This is a genomic window from Phyllobacterium sp. GQ127, from assembly GCF_059758635.1.
Window position 1 is genome coordinate 413,442 of sequence record NZ_JCAXDZ010000003.1, and the last position, 19,538, is coordinate 432,979.

Consider the following 19,538-nt stretch of genomic DNA (forward strand, 5'->3'; position numbering starts at 1 on the left):
TTTTAGGCAGCAACCGGAGCGCCGAAAACAATACCTAAAAAGCGTTGTAGCCAAGCTTTTAGAACAGCGTCATGGATCATCCGGCCTTCCAGATGATCCCGGCCCTGCTGGGCGCCGCAAAGCGAAAACCGTTCCGACCCGCGAACCACCCAGCGCTGCATCATGGCGCGCGTCAACTCCGCATGGAACTGCACGCCCCAGGCATTCTTGCCGTAGCGGAAAGCCTGATTGGCATAGGTGTTGCCCGTAGCCAGCAAAGTGGCTGATTTTGGCAGTTCAAAGCCTTCACGATGAAAGTGATAGACCATGGATGGCCAGTCCATAAGGGTCCTGCCAGCCTCTGTCGGCTCCAAAGGGTACCAGCCTATTTCGACCAGCCCGTCGGGATGAGGGGAAACTTTTCCACCGAGGTGATTGGACAGCATTTGGGCCCCAAGGCAGATACCAAGAAATGGCTTTTCCTCAGCCAACGGTACCGACAGCCAATCCGTTTCCCGCCTTATATATTCTTCTGGATCGTTGGCGCTCATTGGCCCGCCAAAAATAACAGCGCCGGCGTGATTTTCCAAAGTATCCGGCAATGGATCGCCAAGCGGCGGGCGCCGGATATCCAACACAAACCCGGCTTCCAGCAGCAGCTGTCCGACGCGTCCAGTGCTAGATCTTTCCTGATGCAGAACTGCGAGGATTTTTGGGCGCTGTGTATGACCCGCCGCTTCCATCCATTCTGTCTGGAACATCCGCTTTTGTCCTATTCTTTGGGCACATCCCGTTCGGCTCGAACTGCAGCACGTTGCTTCATGGTAACCCGGTCTCGGGTGGATACGCCGATCAGTTCGGCAACCCGCCAGACAACATTGTCCTCAAGTTCATGGGCAACCCCATCTGCAAAAACAACTTCCCACATCAACTCAATGAATTTGATCCGGGCATCCTCGTCAAGATTGCGCTTTATGATGCTGGTAAAGCTGTAAAGATCAACTGCCTCTTGATCGGCCTGCTCACCCTCATTCAAAAGGCGCTTCAGTGCCTCGCCCTTCAGCCCATAAGCATTGGATATGAGTTGTGAGACACGCTTGCGTTCTTCTTTGCTGCTTGAACCGTCTGCATCCATGACATGAAAAAGGAGGGCAGCGGCCGCAAGACGGGGATCAGATTTTGAAAAATGCTCGGCGCCACTTTCACCGGACGGTAAGGTTTTAAAAAAAGTAACAAGGCGATCAAGCATTTATGGGAGTCTTTCCGCTTTGGTATCACTTTTCAATTGATAGCCCGAGTCGTCCTATCCCGCTACTGTGCATCTTGCCGCAAACAAGACCCGATGGCTTTTACCACCATCAGAACAACTTGAATTTCTTGTTCGATTGCGATGATTTATACTCCGGTTTCACACCTGGATCATCCGGTACCGGTCCAACAAATGGCTCGCTAGTAGATTCCTCTGGCTTCTCCGGCAGCCGTGGCAGAACCGATGCAATTCTCTGGGGCGAATCCGAATTCGCCGAAGATTTGTCCAACGAAGCCTTTGCAGTTTGTGGTGTTGGCGACTCAAACGGCACAATTTCCGCATCCACCACGTCCTGATCCTCAGAAAGCTCCACCGGCTGCGATTTTGTGTCCTGTTTGCGTGGGGGTAAAATCGGTTTTGCCTCTATTGTAGGCTGCTCCGGTCTTGACGGCTCCGTCGCCAACGCTTTGTCAAAATCATCGCCCGCATCGATCACAGGACCAATTTGTTCTACCGGGACTTTCCACACAAACGCGTCCAGCTTTCCCGTTACCGGGGAGGCTGGCGCCCAGCGATCGGAGACGTAGCCATCGGCGGTCCATGCGGGATCGCGTGGCGCTTTTACCGCGCGGGACAGCCATTGCCGGACACGGCCTTGATCGCCGGTCTGCGCTTCCTCAATATCCGCAAGCAGCAAATAGGCACTTTCACGAGGCGTACTGCGCAGAACTGCTTCGGCGGCTTCACGCGCTTCCTTGAGTTCGCCAGCGGCAAGAGCAGCGTGAGCAATTGCCAAATTGGATTCTGCATGATGCGGATAGAGCCCGGCTAAGTGGCGCGCGCGCTTTAAGCGATCAATAGGTGAATCCCCAACCCTGGCATGAACATAGGTATCTGCAACGCCGGGATGCGGCTCCCGCTTCCAGGTATACTCAAGAATTTTCGAACCCTTGCGCAAATCGCCTTGAGCAAACAGCGCCTTGGCCGCAACGATTGCCGCCGGAACAAGATCCGGAGCCAGCTTGTTTGCTTCTATGGCCAGTGGCTTCGCATTCGTCGGATCACTCTCATATGTCTCGATTGCTTTTGCGGCAAGGATGACGGCGCGCTCACGCTTGGCCTTTTCCTTGTCGATCTGCTTGGTCGCTTTCTGCTTGTCGAGCAGCAACAGAGCACCATCCCAATCGCCATGGGTGGTTTTTTGACCAAGTGCTGCGGTAGCCGCCCACTCGACATTGGGAGCCAGCAAGGCAGCCTCTTCGGCATAATGGCGGGACGCATCACGTGCACCCAATCTTTGTGCTTCCAGATAAAGCCCTCGCAAACCGAGCAACTTCGTCTCAGGATCATCCAACATGGCTTCAAACTTGGCTCGCGCATCATCAGTGCGGCCTTCAAGCATTGCAGCTTGCGCATCCAGCAGTTTGATCAATGGCTCCTGATCGACATTGAGAAGCTTTTCAGCCTGCTTGATCATCAAACGTGCTGTTTGCCCATCGCCTGCACCAGCGGCAATGAGGCCTGTGGAAAGTGATTGATAACCACGGTCGCGTTTGCGCGCACGGAAATGCCGCCGCAAGGCGTAGGGCGAGGTGACGATGCTTTTCACCAGCCACCAGCTCAGCATGACGCCGGCAACAATGGCAACAATGCTCGTTGCTGCCACCATAAGACTGACTTTATATTGCATGCCAGCGAAGGTCAGAACCAGATCGCCGGGTCGATCTGCCAGCCAGGCAAAGCCGACACCCAGCAACAACACGACAATGAAGAAGAACAGAATGCGCATCATGATCTTCTTACTCCTGACCGGTCGAGGTCTTGATGCCGCTCAGGGCATCGGACAGGGCTTTTGACACCACTGCGCTTGCATTCTGCCGTGCCTTCATAGCACTGCCAAAATCTGCAGTCGCCGTTTTAGCTGCATCTGGGAGTTTTTCCCACTCAGCAATCGCAGCGCTCAGATCACCGGCATTTAAATGAGCTTCTATACGCGCCGATATCGCGTCGGCGCCCTCGCCTTCAACCATACCGACTGGTCGCGCCTCGACCAAACCAGATGCACTCGCCCAGAGACGATCCAGAATTCCGGCATTGGGGTCGACAGTGCGGGTGCTTGATATGATCCTGGCGGCGACATCGCCAAATTCGCTTGCCAGCGCATTGACGGTGGGTATGCCTTTAGTTTCGGCTGGCCGTAACGATTCAACCTCTCCTGCCGCCGGAGCAACAGCCAGATAGGTATCAAGCTCGGCTTTGTAAGGCTCGCCTCGATCAACGGCAGCCTTTAATCCCGTTGCGGCCATTGCGAGCGCCATATTGGCTTGTCCAGACGTGTCATTGACCTTCGCTTCGAGCGCGTCAAGCCTTGTTGTTGCGCCCGCAGCCGCACCATCAGCCTGAACAGCCTGCTGCTTGTTGTCACTGATTTCCTTTTCCAAAGTCGCGATGCGTGCATCGATAGCGCTGGTGTCGACAGCAGCACCTGTAGGCGAAGCACCGTTTTGGATCTCAGTAAGGCTCTGTTTTACCGAACTCAACTCTGCCGCTAGCCCAGCAACCTGATCAGTCGCCTGCTTGGCGCTCGCCAAAGCCTCATTCAGCGCCGTTTGACTGGCTTCATCAAGAGGTTTTGCCGGCGCATCCCGCAACTGCGCGATCTGCTGTTCTAAAGCGGAAACGTCTGTCTTGGGTGAGGGAAATATACCAGCCCATTGCAGCGCAGCAGCACCGGCAAGAACAACAACACCGCCAATGAGACCTGAAACGAGTCGCCCCAATGAGTCGGTCGACTTTTGGGGAGGGGCGGCGCTGACAGAACTCATCCTTGGCGGATTTTTGTCCGGCGCTGGGTCAGCGCGACCGAAATTTGGCACTGAGGATGGCGGCTCTGCACTTACCTTTCGTTCGACCGTTTCAACTGCCGCTGCTGCAGTTGCTTTAGCCGCTGGATCAAAGCCTACGGGTTCCGGCTCCGGTACATTTTTTGGGGGTACGGCGGACTTTTGTATCGAAGAGGGCTCCAGTTCGATCGTCATCGATTTGCGGGTCGTTTTGGAATGACGCGGAACAGTAGATTTGGCCATGGAAACTCTCTTCAGGAACAGATGCTTCGATTGAACTCTAAAGCTAGCAAGGAAGTTCCTCATATGAAACCACCCGTCGTACAAGCTTGGCTGCTAACAGGCGGGATCAAGCATGCAGCAATTCAAATAATCCTGCTTCATCTTGCACTCTGGCAACGTGGACATGGCGGAAACCCTGGTCTAAAACGATGTGCGCTATATTGTCAGACAGACATAAAAACTGTGCATTTTCAAATAGATGATGAGCATTCGCTTTGCCAATCACGGCGAGAAGCGCCAAAGCACCCCTTTTCGAATAGAGTAGACAAATATCGACGGGCGATGACTCGAAAAACTGGGCCAAATAATCGGCCTCATAATGGTTCAAAATCGTGTCATAGACAGGAATTGCTATCACCCTTCGACCGGACTGCCCCAGAATATCTTCAAACTGAGGCGCCCTGACTCGCCCGGTAAGGTAAAGTATCCGTGCGTTTTCAGACGTTGAATTATTGATCTGTGCAGCCAGTGATAGCCCATCCCCGTTTCCCAAAAGAACCTGTTTGAAACCTTTTGCACGAGCTATTTGCGCGGTGGAGCTACCAACCGCAAAACAGGGAAGGTCATAAAGCGTAGCAAGAAATTCTTCTGGCACATGCCGCAACGCGTTCGCACTGGTAAATGCAACGGCATCATAGTGCCTGGGTACTTGTGATATTGGCAGGGGTTTGATTGCACTAAGCGGCAAAACCAGAGGCTGGAAGCCCAAATCGGCCAGTCGTTGGGTTGTTCTGGTTGCTCCGGGTTCGGGCCGTGTAACCAAAACAGATTTCATATCAGAGCCAATCCGTAAAGAAATGAGCACCCGCCATTTCCCGAACACGCAGCGCCGCATCGCGTCCGATCTGTGCGGCATCGGCAACAAATCCCTCACCGGTAACCTCATGAACCTCGCTACCGTCAGGCAGCAAGATCATTCCATGGAAATGCAATACCTCACCCGAGATTGTCGCAAGCCCGGCGAGCGGGGTCCGGCAGGAACCATCCAAAGTGCCAAGGAACGCACGCTCGCAAGCCAGGGCAGTCGAAGTTGGCAGATGATTGATCGGAGCGAGCAGGTTGTCGATCCGGTCATCGCCAATACGGCTTTCGACCGTGATTGCACCTTGTCCTGGTGCTGGAGGAAAAGCCCTGGAATCCATCAACTCCGTTACGACATGGCCAAGATCAAGGCGCTTTAAGCCTGCATAGGCCAGAAATGTTGCGTCAACTTCTCCATCGGCAAGCTTGCGCAGGCGCGTTTGCACATTGCCGCGAAAATTGACAAGTTTCAGATCAGGCCGAAGGCGCTTGATCAATGCCTGACGCCGAAGTGATGCAGAGCCCACAATTGCGCCCAAGGGCAAGTCAGCCAGCGATTTAACGTCCCGTCCGATGAAAGCATCCCGGGGATCTTCACGCTCAAGAAACACCGACAGATGCAGCCCTTCGGGCAGGAATGTCGGCATGTCCTTCGATGAATGAACAGCAAAATCAATACGCCCATCGGCAAGCTGTTCTTCAATCTCCAATGTGAAAAGACCTTTGCCGCCAACTTCCGACAGGGGCCTGTCCTGAATCCGGTCGCCACTTGTCGAGATAACGACGATCTCTATATCGGACTCGTTCAAACCATGAGCTTTGACCAACCGGTCGCGTGTCTCATGGGCTTGCACAAGCGCAAGAGCACTCCCACGTGTACCGATCTTGAGCGTTTTTGTTTGCATTGGCCGCAGTCCGTGTTACGCGAGTTCCATGTTCATGGCCTCTACTAACGGGCTTTTATTCGACGGGCAATGCGACGAAGGATATCGATGCGGGTTCTGGGTATTGAAACAAGCTGCGATGAGACGGCGGCAGCCATTGTCGAGCGTGATGAGCTTGGCCATGGCACTATTCTTTCAAACGTCGTCTTAAGCCAAATCGAAGAGCACGCGCCCTTTGGCGGTGTCGTGCCGGAAATTGCCGCACGCGCTCACGTTGAAGTGCTCGACCGGCTTATCGGACAAGCACTGCACGAAGCGCATTTGACGCTCAACGATGTTGACGCCATAGCCGCAACTGCGGGGCCGGGCCTTGTTGGCGGACTGATTGTCGGACTGATGACCGGCAAGGCAATAGCCTTGGCAAGCCAAAAACCATTTTACGCAATCAATCATCTTGAAGGTCATGCACTGACACCTCGCCTGACCGATAACATTGAATTTCCCTATCTCTTGCTCCTCGTTTCCGGCGGCCATACGCAAATGGTTCTGGTCAAGGGACTGGGAGACTATGAGCGACTTGGCACGACCATTGACGATGCGCTTGGTGAAGCATTCGACAAAACCGCCAAAATGCTCGGGCTCGCCTATCCGGGCGGACCTGAGGTTGAAAAGGCGGCAATGCTCGGCGATTCGACGCGTTTCTCCCTCCCGCGCCCGTTGAAGGGTGAAGAACGCCTGGATTTTTCTTTCTCTGGCCTCAAAACTGCCGTGCGACAACTGGCCACCAGTCTGGAACCGATATCTCAAACGGATGTCAATGATATTTGCGCAGCTTTCCAGACCGCCGTGGCCGATACGCTGGACGACCGCGTTGCACGCTCTCTTATGCGGTTTCGCGAAACATTTCCTGCTGTAGATCATCCTGTTTTGGTCGTTGCCGGAGGTGTTGCCGCCAATAAGGTTCTGCGTAGCGTGCTTCAGCAGCTTTGCGACAAGAATGGCTTTCGTTTCATTGCTCCTCCGATGGCTCTATGTACAGATAACGCGGCCATGATCGCATGGGCGGGTGCCGAACGGGCAAACCAGACACCTCCCGATTCCCTCAATATTGCGCCCCGCTCACGCTGGCCATTGGATATGTATTCCGCACCCCTGATCGGCGCCGGCCGTCGTGGAGCAAAGGCATGAATGAGCGGCCACCAATCGCCGTATTGGGCGGGGGCGCCTATGGTACGGCGCTTGGAACAATGGCTGCATCCAATGGCAGCTCAGTGGTGCTTTACGCCCGTGATTCCACCACAGTCGCAGCGATAAATAACACGCATCGCAATGATGCCCATTTGCCGAACATCTCCCTCCACCCATTACTGACAGCCAGCAACAATGCCCGGACCGCTCTAACACATGGACAATATATTCTGTGCGCTGTTCCGGCGCAGGCACTTTCGACGGCTTTAAACGAGCTTAAAGATCACATTCCCGCGGCGACACCGCTGATCATCTGCGCCAAGGGAATTGACCGATCCACCGGACTTCTCATGTCGCAGGTGGCAGATCAAATACTTCCCGGTCATCCGCTTGGCATACTTTCGGGGCCAAGCTTTGCAAGTGACGTTGCAAAGGGGTTGCCTACCGCAGTAACCGTCGCGTCCCGTAATCAAGCGCTGGCTGACAGCATTGCCGTCGCTCTCTCGGGCACAACGTTCCGTTGTTACTCGACAGATGATGTAACCGGCGTTGAGATCGGCGGAGCACTGAAGAACGTGCTCGCTATCGCCGCCGGTGCCGCTATAGGCAGGGGATATGGTGCCAGCGCACAGGCGGCGCTTGTGACGCGCGGTTTCGTTGAACTGCGCCGGATTGGGCATGCCTTGGGGGCAAGATCCGAGACTATCATGGGCCTCTCCGGGCTTGGCGATCTCATGCTGACTTGTTCGACACCGCAATCGCGCAATTACTCTTACGGTCTTGCATTGGGCAAAGGCGAAGACTTGACGGGGCGTCCGCTGGCAGAAGGCGTCGCAACAGCCTCCATTGCAGTTGAACTCGCCGCGCGCCATGCTATCGATGTCCCGATCATTTCAGCCGTGGCAAGAATATTGGCTGCGGACATTACTGTAGATGAGGCTATGGAAGCGCTGCTTTCAAGACCGCTCAAAAATGAGGACTAGGAGAATAGGATGCTTTTTGCGTTTTTATGCAACGACAAGCCCGATAGCCTGCAATTGCGCCTTGATACGCGGACCGCGCATCTTGATTATCTGAATGGCCTTGGTGATCAGCTAAAATTCGCCGGCCCTTTTCTGGGCGATGACACAAAGCCAAATGGCAGTCTGGTCGTCGTAGATTCTGTCGATCTGGAGGCAGCAAAGCAGATAGCTGCCAATGACCCCTATGCAAAGGCAGGACTTTTCGCCTCTGTCGATATCCGCCCTTGGAATTGGGCAATCAAGAATCCGGACAACAAATAGGTTTCAACATGGCATATTGGCTGTACAAATCAGAACCCGACGCATGGTCGTGGGAAAAGCAGAAAGCTGCAGGTGCTAAGGGCACAGAATGGACCGGCGTGCGCAACTATCTCGCCCGCAATAATATGCGCGCCATGAAGATTGGCGATAAAGGCTTCTTCTATCACTCCAATGAGGGTCTCGAAGTCGTCGGTATCGTCGAAGTTTGCGCACTCAGCCATCCGGATTCGACAACTGATGATCCGCGCTGGGATTGCGTTGATATCCGCGCGGTTCAAGATATGCCAAAGCCGGTGACTCTTAAGGACGTCAAAGCCAATCCAAAGCTTGAGAAAATGGCACTTGTCACTTCGATGCGGCTTTCCGTGCAACCGGTTACCGAGGACGAGTGGGAAGAAGTTTGCCGGATGGGTGGTCTCGTTCCAGCCCCCAAATGATCACTGAGACTGCGCTAGATCCAACCAGTGAACGCTACCGCCAATTCATACTGGCAAATACGTCAATACAATCACCGCCCCACGTTCCGGAGATAAAGCTTCATCTCGCCGATGAAGCTCATGATCTATGGCAACGCACGGAAGACGAACTCGCAACGATCGGGCTTCCGCCACCATTTTGGGCCTTTGCATGGGCGGGCGGGCAAGGTGTCGCCCGCTATGTAATTGATAACCCGCAAATGGTCAGTGGCCGCTCGGTTATTGATTTCGCTTCAGGCTCAGGTTTGGTTGGTATCGCCGCTGCAATGGCCAATGCGAAACATGTTCTTTGCTGCGATATCGATCCTTTTACTCAACCCGCAATCTCCCTCAACGCCGCTGCCAATGATGTGGTGATGGACGTGCAAATAGCTGATCTCATCGGCACAGATGCGGGTTGGGATGTCGTGCTGGCAGGCGATGTTTTCTATGATAAGCCTTTGGCAGACCTGCTTCTTCCCTGGTTTGCCAAACTTGCTTCACGCGGCGCCGAGGTAATCGTCGGCGATCCGGGGCGATCTTATTTTCCCAAGGGTTCTCTTCAGCCATTGGCTGTTTATTCGGTTCCGGTGACGCGCGTTCTTGAGGACGCTGATATCAAGAAAACCACGGTCTGGCGTTTTCCAACCTAACGCAGCACACGAATGATTGTTTTATCCGATAGAAGCGGCAAAAGTCGGTTCATATCTGCGCGACTCAAAGCAATACAGCCCTCAGTTGGTGTATAGCCCGGCCGCGCCAGATGGAAGAATATCGCACTGCCCCCGGCCCTTCTGCGTGGCCGGATATTCCAGTCAAGAACAATACAGACATCGTACAGATCGTCCTTGCGCCACATGGTTTCGTGGCTCGCATTATAGGGTACCTGAACTTGCCTATTATAGTTGCGGTCACTGCTGACCTCGCACCACCCATCGTTTATTTTCAATGGGTTAAGCCGCAATAGCGCCGTAGCCCTCACCTGTTTATCCGGTCTTTTAAACCCATAAAGAAGCCGCATGGATGCCAAGGGAGTTCCACCATCGCCCTCACGTTTCCTCGATGTAATACCGCCCTTGCCAAGTGCGCAACGCAAGACGATCGGGCCAGCAATCAGCTGGCCTTGGCTTTTGTGGCCGGGGCGCGGGCGGACATCGATATACTTCAAAGTGGTTAGTGGCATGCTTGCCTCATAAAAAGCATTTTTATGTCAGACTGATGCGCCGCATAAGCAATATCAAGTCGATGCTCTTTCTTTCCTGTAGAATTCGACTTAAATTCCAACGACTTCTTTCCATCCGCGGGAGATCCCATGACAGCACGTACCATTCTAATCGTCGACGATGATGCAGACCTGCGGGCCATTCTGGTTGAGCAACTGAGCCTTTATGAAGAGTTTCAGATTGTTCAGGAAGACAATGCGACTAAAGGCATACAGGCCGCCCGCAATGGCGTTGTTGACCTGTTGATCATGGATGTCGGCTTGCCGGATATGGATGGGCGTGAAGCCATCAAGCTCTTGCGCAAGGGCGGTTTCAAGGCGCCGGTTATCATGTTGACCGGCCATGATACTGATTCTGATACGATTCTTGGCCTGGAGTCCGGTGCCAATGATTACGTCACCAAACCATTCCGCTTTGCTGTGCTGTTAGCACGCATCCGCGCGCAATTGCGCCAGCATGAGCAGAGCGAAGACGCTACCTTCGTTGTTGGCCCCTATACGTTCAAGCCCGGCCAGAAAATGCTGATCGATGCAAAGGGCGGCAAAATCCGGCTGACTGAAAAAGAAGTCGCAATTATCAAATATTTGTATCGCGCCGGTGGCAAGGTCATCACGCGCGATATTCTTCTGGAGGAAGTATGGGGGTACAATTCCGGGGTAACCACACATACGCTGGAAACCCATGTTTACAGACTTCGACAGAAAATTGAGCAGGATCCATCGAATTCAACCATACTCGTCACGGAAAGCGGGGGATACAAGCTCATTCCTTGATGCCGATCGGGTCAATCTAGGTATATGTCTGTAATTGCATGGCAATTGAAGATGATATTCGCATTCTGGAGACAGTGGGGCTGTTCGGCACGTTTACGCGCGACCAGTTGCGTCTGCTCGCCTTCGGAACAGAGCGGCTTGTCCTGCGGGAAGGCCGCGAGCTTTACCGCGAGGGTCAGTCGGCTGATTGCGCCTATGTCATTGATCGCGGTACGATTTCCTTGTTCCGCGAAGGTCCTTCTGGTCGCGTCGCTCTGAAAACCGTGGGGCCAGGAGCGGTTCTTGGCGAAATGGCAATCATCGCCCAGACCAAGCGCCTCACCAGCGCAATGGCAGACACTGAGACCGAGGTCATCCGTCTCAACCGCTCATTGTTCCGGCGTATCCTTGAAGAATATCCGGAAATTGCCGCTGCGCTGCACGACCAGATTTCCTCAGATCTGACCGAAATGATCGCGGAAATTTCCAAGTATGAAAATCTGTTTGGCGAGAGCTAACTCGCCTCTACACAACTGATTTTCTCGCTACGATTGAAAATCTTCAGCAAGAATCGACCTTTTCTCGGCAAAAATCGCCGCATCTTGTGGAATTTAATGTCAGGTCGCGGAAATCCTGCTCAAAATCGGATTAATCCAGATCAAACCGCGCGATAACCGGAACGTGGTCGGAGGGTCGTTCCCACCCACGTGCTTCGCGCAGGATTGTGATGTCTCTCAGATCGGCCTCAAGGTCGGGCGATCCCCAAATATGATCCAGTCTCCGGCCACGATCCGCAGCCGCCCAATCGGCGGCCCTATAGCTCCACCATGTATAAATTTTCTCGGAGGGTGGAATATGATGGCGCATCAGATCGCTCCAGCCGCCATTTTTGCGCAAGGCTTCCAGACCTTCCGTTTCGATGGGCGTGTGGCTTACAACCTTCAACAACTGTTTATGCGACCAGACATCGGTTTCAAGCGGCGCAATATTGAGGTCACCCACCAGCAGGGAGGCATGGCCATCCCCATAAACCGCATTCATGGCTTTCATTTCATCAAGGAAGCCGAGCTTGTGCTTGAACTTGGGATTGATCTCCGGATCGGGTTCATCTCCGCCTGCCGGAACATAGAAATTGTGGATACGCATCCGCTTTGAGCCGGCAGTTACAACTGTGCTCAAATGACGGCAATCGGGGATATTGCAAAAACCAACACGTGCCGGTTCTGTCAAAGGACGGCGGGAGAGCGTTGCTACCCCGTGATACCCTTTCTGGCCGCTGATTTCGATATGTTCATAACCGGCCATGTGGAAAGCTTCCCGCGGAAACAAATCGTCGGGGCATTTGGTTTCCTGCAGGCACAGAACGTCAGGCTGATAATCGCGCAGAAATTGCAGAACGAGCGGCAAGCGCAAGCGCACCGAATTGATGTTCCAGGTAGCAACGGAAAAAGGCATGGAAAATTAGTCTCGCGGGTGATGAATGAGCAGCAAGACTAAAACAAGTTACGGATGATTGGAACCGGATATCGCCAGCTTGAACGACTGTTCAAGCCTTATTTGTTCTTCATCGCAATGCGGGTGTAGTCAATTGTAAACATATCCTTGGCGAAGCGAACACCGGTACGGACATTGGTGATCATCACTGTCGTATCGAGACCCTGCGCATCGGTGATAGTCCATTGACGCAGTTCGAAAGTCTTCGGATCAAACATCATCGTTATGGTCGAATTACCGAAGATTGATTTGTCGCCAAGAACGATCGTTGTCATATCGGGCTCTTCTTTGACCGATTTGACCGTATTGCCGGTCAAATTAATCTGATCGCTCAGAAGCAGCTTTAATGGCGTCTTCGACAGCGGGACCAAATCCCATGTGTCGAGCTTGCGATTATTGATCACAACGGATTCGCCATCCGAAATGACACGAATCGGCGATGGCTTGTTGTAGTTGAAACGTATCTTGCCCGGACGCTCGATATAGAATGTTCCTTCCGTCTGCTCGCCGCGCGGCCCGAACTGCACAAAGTCACCTGTTAGAGTCTTTACGCTGGAGAATTGATTGGCAATCTGCTGGGCTGCGCCCGGCACCGCATTCTGAGCAAGAGCCGGTGCAGCAAGGAGTCCCACGCCAAGTATCGAAGCAGCTACAACGCGCCGTGCGAGCGGGCCTGCAACGCGAAACAATGCTGTGATGGTTTTCATGGGTTTAGGGTCTCCTGTCATCTTGCCTTAAGCAATACTCGATCAGTTTGGCTTGAGTATGGCTAAGAAACGGCGGGTTGCGGCACCCGGTTCCATATTTCCGTCACGTAACACCGGACTGCCACAGGAACTGGAAGGACTCAGTTCCATAACGCATGATGTGCCGTTACGTTATGTTTGAATTTTTAAGCAGTCTCAGCAGTTTAATGCCTTTTTGCCTGTTAAAAATCATCATCCTGTGTTGGTACGAGAATCTCACGCTTGCCCGCATGATTGGCCGGGCCGACAAGCCCCTCCTCTTCCATGCGTTCAATAATCGAAGCAGCACGATTATAGCCGATGCCAAGACGGCGCTGGATATAGCTCGTCGAAGCTTTTTTATCGCGCAGCACGACCGCGACGGCCTGATCATAGGGGTCATCGGAATCCTCAAGATTGGACGTTCCTGCAGGTCCTGCCCCGCCATCTTCCTCATCATCTTCCTCGGTGATCGAATCGAGATATTCCGGCACGCCCTGTAATTTGAGGTGCTGAACGATTTTCTCAACTTCATCGTCACCAACAAATGGTCCATGCACGCGCTGAATGCGTCCCCCACCAGCCATGTAGAGCATGTCGCCCATGCCAAGCAGCTGCTCGCCGCCCTGCTCGCCAAGGATGGTGCGCGAATCGATCTTGGAGGTAACCTGGAAGGAGATACGCGTCGGGAAGTTGGCCTTGATCGTACCCGTGATAACATCGACTGACGGACGCTGCGTCGCCATGATCACATGAATACCGGCGGCACGCGCCATCTGCGCCAGACGCTGCACGGCACCTTCAATATCCTTGCCGGCAACCATCATGAGGTCGGCCATTTCGTCGATGATGACCACAATATAGGGCATCGCGGTCAGATCGAGTTCTTCGGTCTCATAGACTGCCTCGCCGGTGGCGCGGTCAAACCCGGTCTGCACCGTGCGCGCAATGCGCTCGCCCTTCTGCCGGGCTTGCTCAACGCGCTGGTTAAAGCCGTCAATATTGCGGACACCGACTTTCGACATTTTGCGATAGCGGTCTTCCATCTCCTTGACCGTCCATTTGAGCGCCACAACGGCTTTCTTGGGGTCGGTAACAACCGGAGTGAGCAGATGCGGAATGCCGTCATAGATGGAAAGTTCGAGCATTTTCGGATCAATCATGATCAGGCGGCATTGTTCAGGCGTCATCCGGTAGACCAAGGAGAGGATCATGGTATTGATGGCGACAGATTTACCCGAGCCTGTTGTACCAGCCACGAGCAAATGCGGCATCTTGGCAAGGTCTGCAATGACCGGCTCGCCATTGATGGTCTTGCCCAATGCCAGGGCAAGTTTGGTTTTGGTCTGCTCAAAATCGCGGCTGGCCAGCAGTTCGCGCAGATAAACCATTTCACGTGTCTGGTTGGGCAGCTCAATGCCGATAGCATTGCGGCCCGGAACAACGGCAACGCGAGCAGCGATCGCGCTCATGGAGCGGGCAATATCATCGGCAAGCGTGATGACGCGCGAGGATTTGATTCCAGGTGCTGGTTCCAGCTCATAAAGCGTGACAACCGGGCCAGGCCGGACGTGGATTATTTCGCCGCGTACACCGAAATCCTCCAGGACACCTTCAAGAAGACGCGCATTCTGTTCCAATGCCTCTTTGGAAAGGCTGGGGTTGCGCACGACATTCTTTGGTTCGCTGAGGAAATGCAGCGGTGGCATTTCAAAACCATCAGATTTGATAAGCGAGGCTTGCGCCTCGCGCTGAATGCGCGCTCCAGCCTTTGGAGCTGGCGCCGGGGTTGCGACGCGGGTCGCGGGCTTCGCTGACGGGCGAGCGGGGGCTGCCTGCGGGGCCCAGTCATCCACGGCCTCATCTTCGTCGCTGAAGGCCAAGGGATCAAAGCGGTCAGCTTGGCTGTCAAAATCATCATTGTCGATTTCAATCGACGGCGCTTCAATTTGCGGCGATGCGCTGTAAAAGCCTGGCTCGCGGCGTTCGCCATTATTGCTGACTTTTTGACGCGACACCGGAATGTCATCAAACCCATCATCATGGCGAGCGCCAATATTACGCGCGCTATTATAGATTCCGGCGCCCCTGCCGGAGAGACGGCGGAACAAGGCACGCGTACTGTAAAAGAAATGCGTGACAGCACCCAGAGCAAGCAAGCCTCCGCCTTCGCGCTCATCATCCTCATCCTCGTCATCGTCGAAGTCATCGGCTTCGGCCACGTGACGCGTTGTCTTTTTGGCAATGGCAGGCTCGCTGCCGCGATAGGTAAGACCGCTGGCAAAGGCAAATATCCATAAAGTAGGAACGGCAAGGACACCGACCAGGATCATGGCAAGGCCACCGCGCGGGAAAGTGCCCGTGAAAATAGCAGGAATCTTGAGAACCATATCTCCGAGAACGCCGCCAAGACCAATGGGCATTGGCCAGCTTTCGGGTATGGCGAAACAACCGGCCATGGCTGCAGCAAGCAGCGACGCGCAGAACCAAGCAACAGCGCGCCGCGCCATGCGGTCAACACCGCGACCGGTCATGAACAACCCGCCCCAGAACACGGCAGGCATCAGAGCAACAACGGTCGACAGGCCAAAAAACTGCATTCCAAGATCGGAGAACACTGCTCCGGCATAACCAAGGGCGTTTTGCGTGGGATTGGACGTGGCATGACTGAAGCTTGGATCAAGCACATTCCAAGTTGCCAGACTACCGACAGCCAAAGCGACAAGACAAAGGATCGCCAAGCCGATCAGAATATTTATCTGCCTGCGGAAAAGGCTGTAGAAGCCAGTCCTATCGTCATCGATGGCATAAGAGGCTGAATAACCTTGACGCATGAAATCCGGTCCCACGTGAGTCTATCCCTGTGGCTGTGCAATCCACGGAGCTGATTCCAAACTTACGGGGTGGATGGTTAAGGGGCTATTAACCATGGGCGAATGTCATGGAAATTGTCAGGTTAGCAGAGGATGCTGACGGAGACTTCGCCTCGCCCTGATCTTGGCATGCCCCTTTCTGTCATCCTCGGGCTTGACCCGAGGACCGATCTTGAATGCCCGTTTTCGATTTTGGATATTGAGAAGGTGTTTCGCTGATCTCTGCAAATCGTCCCAATTTGGATTGATTCCTTCAATCAATTCTATCTTCCATTGCCGGTACCAGCGTTTCAAGGATTTCCCGCTGAATTGCATCGACAATCCGGTCATGCTCTTCGTGCCAGACCAGACGCTTGCAGCCATATTTCCATGCAAATCCGGGAGTTCTGCCTTCACGATGATCGTAAACACGCGTGACGAGATCGGACGTCACACCGATGTACAGCGTTCCATATTGCTGGTTGGCAAGGATGTAGACATAGCCCGGCATGCAAGTCCTCCGCGCGTAAGACTGCACATCAAGTTCAGGCGGGTAAATTCAACGAAGGTCTAACCTCAAAACAAAAGGCCCGGAAAACCGGGCCTTTCGAAATCCATGGGTGCAGCTATCAATTATGATAGGCAGCTTCACCATGTGAGGTGAGGTCGAGACCGATAGACTCGTTTTCGGCCGTTGGACGCAGGCCAACCAGCACGTCGACGATCTTGTAGAGGATGAACGAACCCACACCGCTCCATACGATGGTCACGGCAACTGCCTTGATCTGTACAAAGACCTGGCTGCCCATTGTTACGCCATCGGCGAAACCTGTGCCGCCAAGGGCCGCGCTGGTGAAGATACCAGTGCCGATAGCGCCGACGATACCGCCAATGCCATGCACGCCGAACACATCGAGGCTGTCATCATAACCGAGCTTCGGCTTGACCACTGCGACCATGTAGTAGCAGATCGCGCTGGCAATCGCGCCAAGGGCGATTGCGCCCACCGGTCCGATAGTACCCGCTGCTGGCGTGACTGCGACCAGACCGGCAACAATACCTGATGCTGCACCGAGCATGGATGCTGTCTTGCGAGCAAAGGCTTCAATGGCAACCCAAGCTACGATAGCACCCGCTGTTGCGGTGAAGGTATTGATCATGGCAAGCGCCGCTGTGCCATTGGCTTCGAGCGCCGAACCGGCATTGAAACCGAACCAGCCAACCCACAGAATTGCAGCACCGATCATGGTAAGCGGCATGGAGTGCGGAGCCATCATATCGCGGCCAAGACCTGCGCGCTTGCCGATGACAATAGCGCCGACCAGACCTGCAACACCCGCGTTGATGTGAACAACCGTACCGCCCGCGAAATCAAGAGCGCCCCAGCCGAAGATCAGGCCGTTTGCATCCCAGACCATATGTGCAATCGGGAAGTAAACGAAGGTAACCCAAAGCGCGACGAACAGGATGGTCGCCGAGAACTTGATACGCTCAGCAAAGGCACCGACGATAAGCGCCGGAGTGATACAAGCGAATGTCATCTGGAAGCAGATGAAAACCAATTCCGGAATCTGGACGCCATCGGTGAAGGTGGCAGCGGCAGAATCAGGGGTAACGCCGGCAAGGAAAATTTTGCCCAATCCGCCCCAATAAGGGCTGGTGCTGCCGCCAAACGCAAAAGAATAACCATAGACAACCCAGATGATCATCACGACAGCCGTGATACCTGTGCACTGCATGAGCACTGACAAAACGTTTTTGGCGCGGACAAGACCGCCATAGAACAGGGCAAGACCCGGGAGGATCATGAACAGGACGAGGATTGTGGCAACCATCATCCAGGCGGTGTCGCCCTTGTTGATTGTCGCCACGGCTGCAGCTGCAGCTTCAGGAGCGGCGGGCGCTGCTTCCTGCGCAAAAGCGGCCAGCGAGCCGAATGCGGTCAAAGCCAGCGATCCCAGAAGGGAGCTGCCTGCCGCTTTGGTTAAACTGTTTGGAATTTTCATTATGCTCTCCTTGAACCCCAATAATTTACAGCGCTTCGGTGTCGGTCTCGCCCGTGCGGATACGGACGGCCTGCTCGATGCTGAGAACGAAAATCTTGCCGTCACCGATCTGGCCGGTCTTGGCGGCGGCAGTGATGGCTTCGACGGCGGTATCGACGAGATCGGATGCGACAGCGACTTCCACCTTCAGTTTGGGAAGAAAGCTGACGGCATATTCCGCGCCACGATAAATTTCGGTGTGCCCCTTTTGGCGGCCGTAACCCTTCACCTCAGTGACGGTCAGGCCCTGAATGCCGACAGCGGTGAGTGCTTCGCGCACCTCGTCCAACTTGAACGGCTTGATGATGGCCATCACAATTTTCATTGACTATACCCCTGCGCTTTGCGCGGTGCCCCTCAGATGGAATTATCTGAACTCTCAGCAACCGCGTTGAACCCATCGCCTCTGGCCATAGGCCATTGGTGACTGCTCAGGAGTATTCAAGTTCCGTGCCAGATTCGAAAAATACTTCTAATATACTGAAATCAAAAAGATATTTTTTAAGTTCGGCTTACAATATCAGTGCAATGCAGCAATGTGCCTAAAATTTAGGCGATTAGCAGGTAGCGATCAGAGTTCACCCCGTACTATGCACACGAATTAGGCCTTCCTGCGCGGTAGAGGCGATTAAAGTGCCGTCACGGCTATAAAGTGCGCCACGATTAAAGCCCCTGGCGCCCGATGTACTGGGACTATCTGCGGTATAGAGCATCCAATCATCGAAACTGAAGGGCCTGTGAAACCACATGGCGTGGTCGAGGCTGGCAACCTGCAGATCCCGATCAAAAATATTACGGCCATGCGCGTAAAGCGACGTATCGAGCAGCGTCATGTCTGAAAGATAGGCAAGAACTGCTGCCTGGATCGCACGATCCTCCGGCACGGGACCGGTGGCCTTTATCCACACGCTCTGCTCGGGCGGGAGCTTATCGCGGGTCAGATAATGCCGAAGCGAAAGCGGCTTGATCTCGATGGGCCGGTCCTGCTCCCAATATTGCCGGATAATCTTGGGAGCATTCTGGAGATATTGCTCCTTCATATCTTTGTCAGAGATGAGATTTTCCGGTTCGGGAACATCCAACGGTTTCGGCTTTTGGTGCTCGAGTCCTTCCTCCTCAATCTGGAATGAGGCTTCCAGAGAGAAGATGGCATGGCCGTGCTGGATTGCCACAACGCGCCGTGTGGTAAAGCTCGAACCATCGCGGATGCGGTCGACCTCGTAGATGATCGGCACTTTGGGATCGCCCGCCCGCATGAAATAACCATGCAGGGAATGTACGTGTCGGAGCGGGTCTACTGTCCGCTGCGCCGCAACCAGCGCCTGTCCGATGACCTGGCCGCCAAAAACGCGCTGCCAGCCCACCTGGGGGCTGCGACCTCGAAACAGGTTGTGTTCAAGCGTCTCAAGGTCGAGTATGGACAGAAGCTCGGTCATAGCTGTTGACTTGGGTGCTTCGGACATGATCGGACATCTCCAGTTCG

At 54.1% G+C, this 19,538-nt stretch carries 20 protein-coding genes and 1 pseudogene; 7 read left to right on the plus strand and 14 right to left on the minus strand.

Annotation, left to right across the window (positions count from 1 at the left end; genetic code table 11):
- Window positions 1-2: 2 nt before the first annotated feature.
- The 6 genes from AC6CHM_RS14020 to hemC form a co-directional block, all read right to left on the minus strand.
- The gene (locus AC6CHM_RS14020; protein WP_115054393.1) at window positions 3-740 is read right to left on the minus strand and encodes a glutamine amidotransferase; all 738 of its coding nucleotides are present in this window, start codon (window positions 738-740) and stop codon (window positions 3-5) included.
- 11 nt (window positions 741-751) lie between these two features.
- Window positions 752-1,228 carry a tellurite resistance TerB family protein gene (locus tag AC6CHM_RS14025; RefSeq protein ID WP_498173560.1) on the minus strand — a complete coding sequence of 159 codons (477 nt, stop codon included), beginning with the start codon at window positions 1,226-1,228 and terminating at the stop codon, window positions 752-754.
- 109 nt (window positions 1,229-1,337) lie between these two features.
- On the minus strand, window positions 1,338-3,020 hold the full coding sequence (locus AC6CHM_RS14030) for a heme biosynthesis protein HemY (protein WP_498173561.1): 1,683 nt from the start codon (window positions 3,018-3,020) through the stop codon (window positions 1,338-1,340).
- Window positions 3,021-3,027: 7 nt separating this feature from the next.
- Entirely contained in the window at window positions 3,028-4,314 is a 1,287-nt protein-coding gene (locus AC6CHM_RS14035; protein WP_498173562.1) for a COG4223 family protein, read from the minus strand.
- Between the two features lie 106 nt (window positions 4,315-4,420).
- Window positions 4,421-5,128 carry a uroporphyrinogen-III synthase gene (locus AC6CHM_RS14040; protein ID WP_498173563.1) on the minus strand — a complete coding sequence of 236 codons (708 nt, stop codon included), beginning with the start codon at window positions 5,126-5,128 and terminating at the stop codon, window positions 4,421-4,423.
- Between the two features lies 1 nt (window position 5,129).
- A complete protein-coding gene (gene hemC, locus AC6CHM_RS14045) occupies window positions 5,130-6,059 on the minus strand; it encodes a hydroxymethylbilane synthase (protein ID WP_336440376.1) in 930 nt (309 codons plus the stop codon).
- A gap of 87 nt (window positions 6,060-6,146) precedes the next feature.
- Between hemC and tsaD the strand changes: the two genes are divergently transcribed.
- The 5 genes from tsaD to AC6CHM_RS14070 are packed head-to-tail and all read left to right on the plus strand — an operon-like array spanning window position 6,147 to window position 9,617.
- Window positions 6,147-7,226 carry a tRNA (adenosine(37)-N6)-threonylcarbamoyltransferase complex transferase subunit TsaD gene (gene tsaD, locus AC6CHM_RS14050; RefSeq protein WP_498173564.1) on the plus strand — a complete coding sequence of 360 codons (1,080 nt, stop codon included), beginning with the start codon at window positions 6,147-6,149 and terminating at the stop codon, window positions 7,224-7,226.
- Window positions 7,223-8,209, plus strand: coding sequence for an NAD(P)H-dependent glycerol-3-phosphate dehydrogenase (locus AC6CHM_RS14055; RefSeq protein WP_498173565.1), 987 nt, complete (start codon window positions 7,223-7,225; stop codon window positions 8,207-8,209). The genes tsaD and AC6CHM_RS14055 overlap by 4 nt, the downstream gene beginning before the upstream one ends.
- 9 nt (window positions 8,210-8,218) lie before the next feature.
- On the plus strand, window positions 8,219-8,509 hold the full coding sequence (locus tag AC6CHM_RS14060; protein ID WP_336440373.1) for a YciI-like protein: 291 nt from the start codon (window positions 8,219-8,221) through the stop codon (window positions 8,507-8,509).
- 8 nt (window positions 8,510-8,517) lie between these two features.
- Window positions 8,518-8,946 carry an EVE domain-containing protein gene (locus AC6CHM_RS14065; protein WP_115054402.1) on the plus strand — a complete coding sequence of 143 codons (429 nt, stop codon included), beginning with the start codon at window positions 8,518-8,520 and terminating at the stop codon, window positions 8,944-8,946.
- Window positions 8,943-9,617, plus strand: a complete 675-nt coding sequence (locus AC6CHM_RS14070; RefSeq protein ID WP_498173566.1) for a class I SAM-dependent methyltransferase — start codon at window positions 8,943-8,945, stop codon at window positions 9,615-9,617. The genes AC6CHM_RS14065 and AC6CHM_RS14070 overlap by 4 nt, the downstream gene beginning before the upstream one ends.
- On the opposite strand, the gene AC6CHM_RS14075 is transcribed toward AC6CHM_RS14070, so the two are convergent.
- Window positions 9,614-10,147 carry a L,D-transpeptidase family protein gene (locus AC6CHM_RS14075; protein WP_354343211.1) on the minus strand — a complete coding sequence of 178 codons (534 nt, stop codon included), beginning with the start codon at window positions 10,145-10,147 and terminating at the stop codon, window positions 9,614-9,616. The genes AC6CHM_RS14070 and AC6CHM_RS14075 overlap by 4 nt on opposite strands.
- 129 nt (window positions 10,148-10,276) lie before the next feature.
- Between AC6CHM_RS14075 and AC6CHM_RS14080 the strand changes: the two genes are divergently transcribed.
- Complete coding sequence (locus AC6CHM_RS14080) at window positions 10,277-10,960, plus strand: response regulator transcription factor (protein WP_008122166.1); 684 nt, start codon at window positions 10,277-10,279, stop codon at window positions 10,958-10,960.
- 38 nt (window positions 10,961-10,998) lie between these two features.
- Complete coding sequence (locus AC6CHM_RS14085) at window positions 10,999-11,457, plus strand: cyclic nucleotide-binding domain-containing protein (RefSeq protein ID WP_498173567.1); 459 nt, start codon at window positions 10,999-11,001, stop codon at window positions 11,455-11,457.
- A gap of 130 nt (window positions 11,458-11,587) precedes the next feature.
- Here the strand turns inward: AC6CHM_RS14085 and AC6CHM_RS14090 are convergent, their stop codons facing one another.
- From AC6CHM_RS14090 to tesB, 7 genes and pseudogenes are all read right to left on the minus strand, one after another.
- The gene (locus AC6CHM_RS14090; RefSeq protein ID WP_115054406.1) at window positions 11,588-12,394 is read right to left on the minus strand and encodes an exodeoxyribonuclease III; all 807 of its coding nucleotides are present in this window, start codon (window positions 12,392-12,394) and stop codon (window positions 11,588-11,590) included.
- A 98-nt stretch (window positions 12,395-12,492) separates the two neighbouring features.
- Complete coding sequence (locus AC6CHM_RS14095) at window positions 12,493-13,140, minus strand: outer membrane lipoprotein carrier protein LolA (protein WP_115054407.1); 648 nt, start codon at window positions 13,138-13,140, stop codon at window positions 12,493-12,495.
- A 221-nt stretch (window positions 13,141-13,361) separates the two neighbouring features.
- Window positions 13,362-15,992, minus strand: a complete 2,631-nt coding sequence (locus AC6CHM_RS14100) for a DNA translocase FtsK (protein WP_498173568.1) — start codon at window positions 15,990-15,992, stop codon at window positions 13,362-13,364.
- 264 nt (window positions 15,993-16,256) lie between these two features.
- A pseudogene (locus AC6CHM_RS14105) lies at window positions 16,257-16,521 on the minus strand (GIY-YIG nuclease family protein); the annotation flags it as partial.
- Between the two features lie 118 nt (window positions 16,522-16,639).
- Window positions 16,640-18,016, minus strand: a complete 1,377-nt coding sequence (locus AC6CHM_RS14110) for an ammonium transporter (protein WP_115054409.1) — start codon at window positions 18,014-18,016, stop codon at window positions 16,640-16,642.
- Window positions 18,017-18,041: 25 nt separating this feature from the next.
- Window positions 18,042-18,380 carry a P-II family nitrogen regulator gene (locus AC6CHM_RS14115; RefSeq protein WP_008122182.1) on the minus strand — a complete coding sequence of 113 codons (339 nt, stop codon included), beginning with the start codon at window positions 18,378-18,380 and terminating at the stop codon, window positions 18,042-18,044.
- Between the two features lie 253 nt (window positions 18,381-18,633).
- Complete coding sequence (gene tesB, locus AC6CHM_RS14120; protein ID WP_498173569.1) at window positions 18,634-19,518, minus strand: acyl-CoA thioesterase II; 885 nt, start codon at window positions 19,516-19,518, stop codon at window positions 18,634-18,636.
- Window positions 19,519-19,538 lie beyond the last annotated feature (20 nt).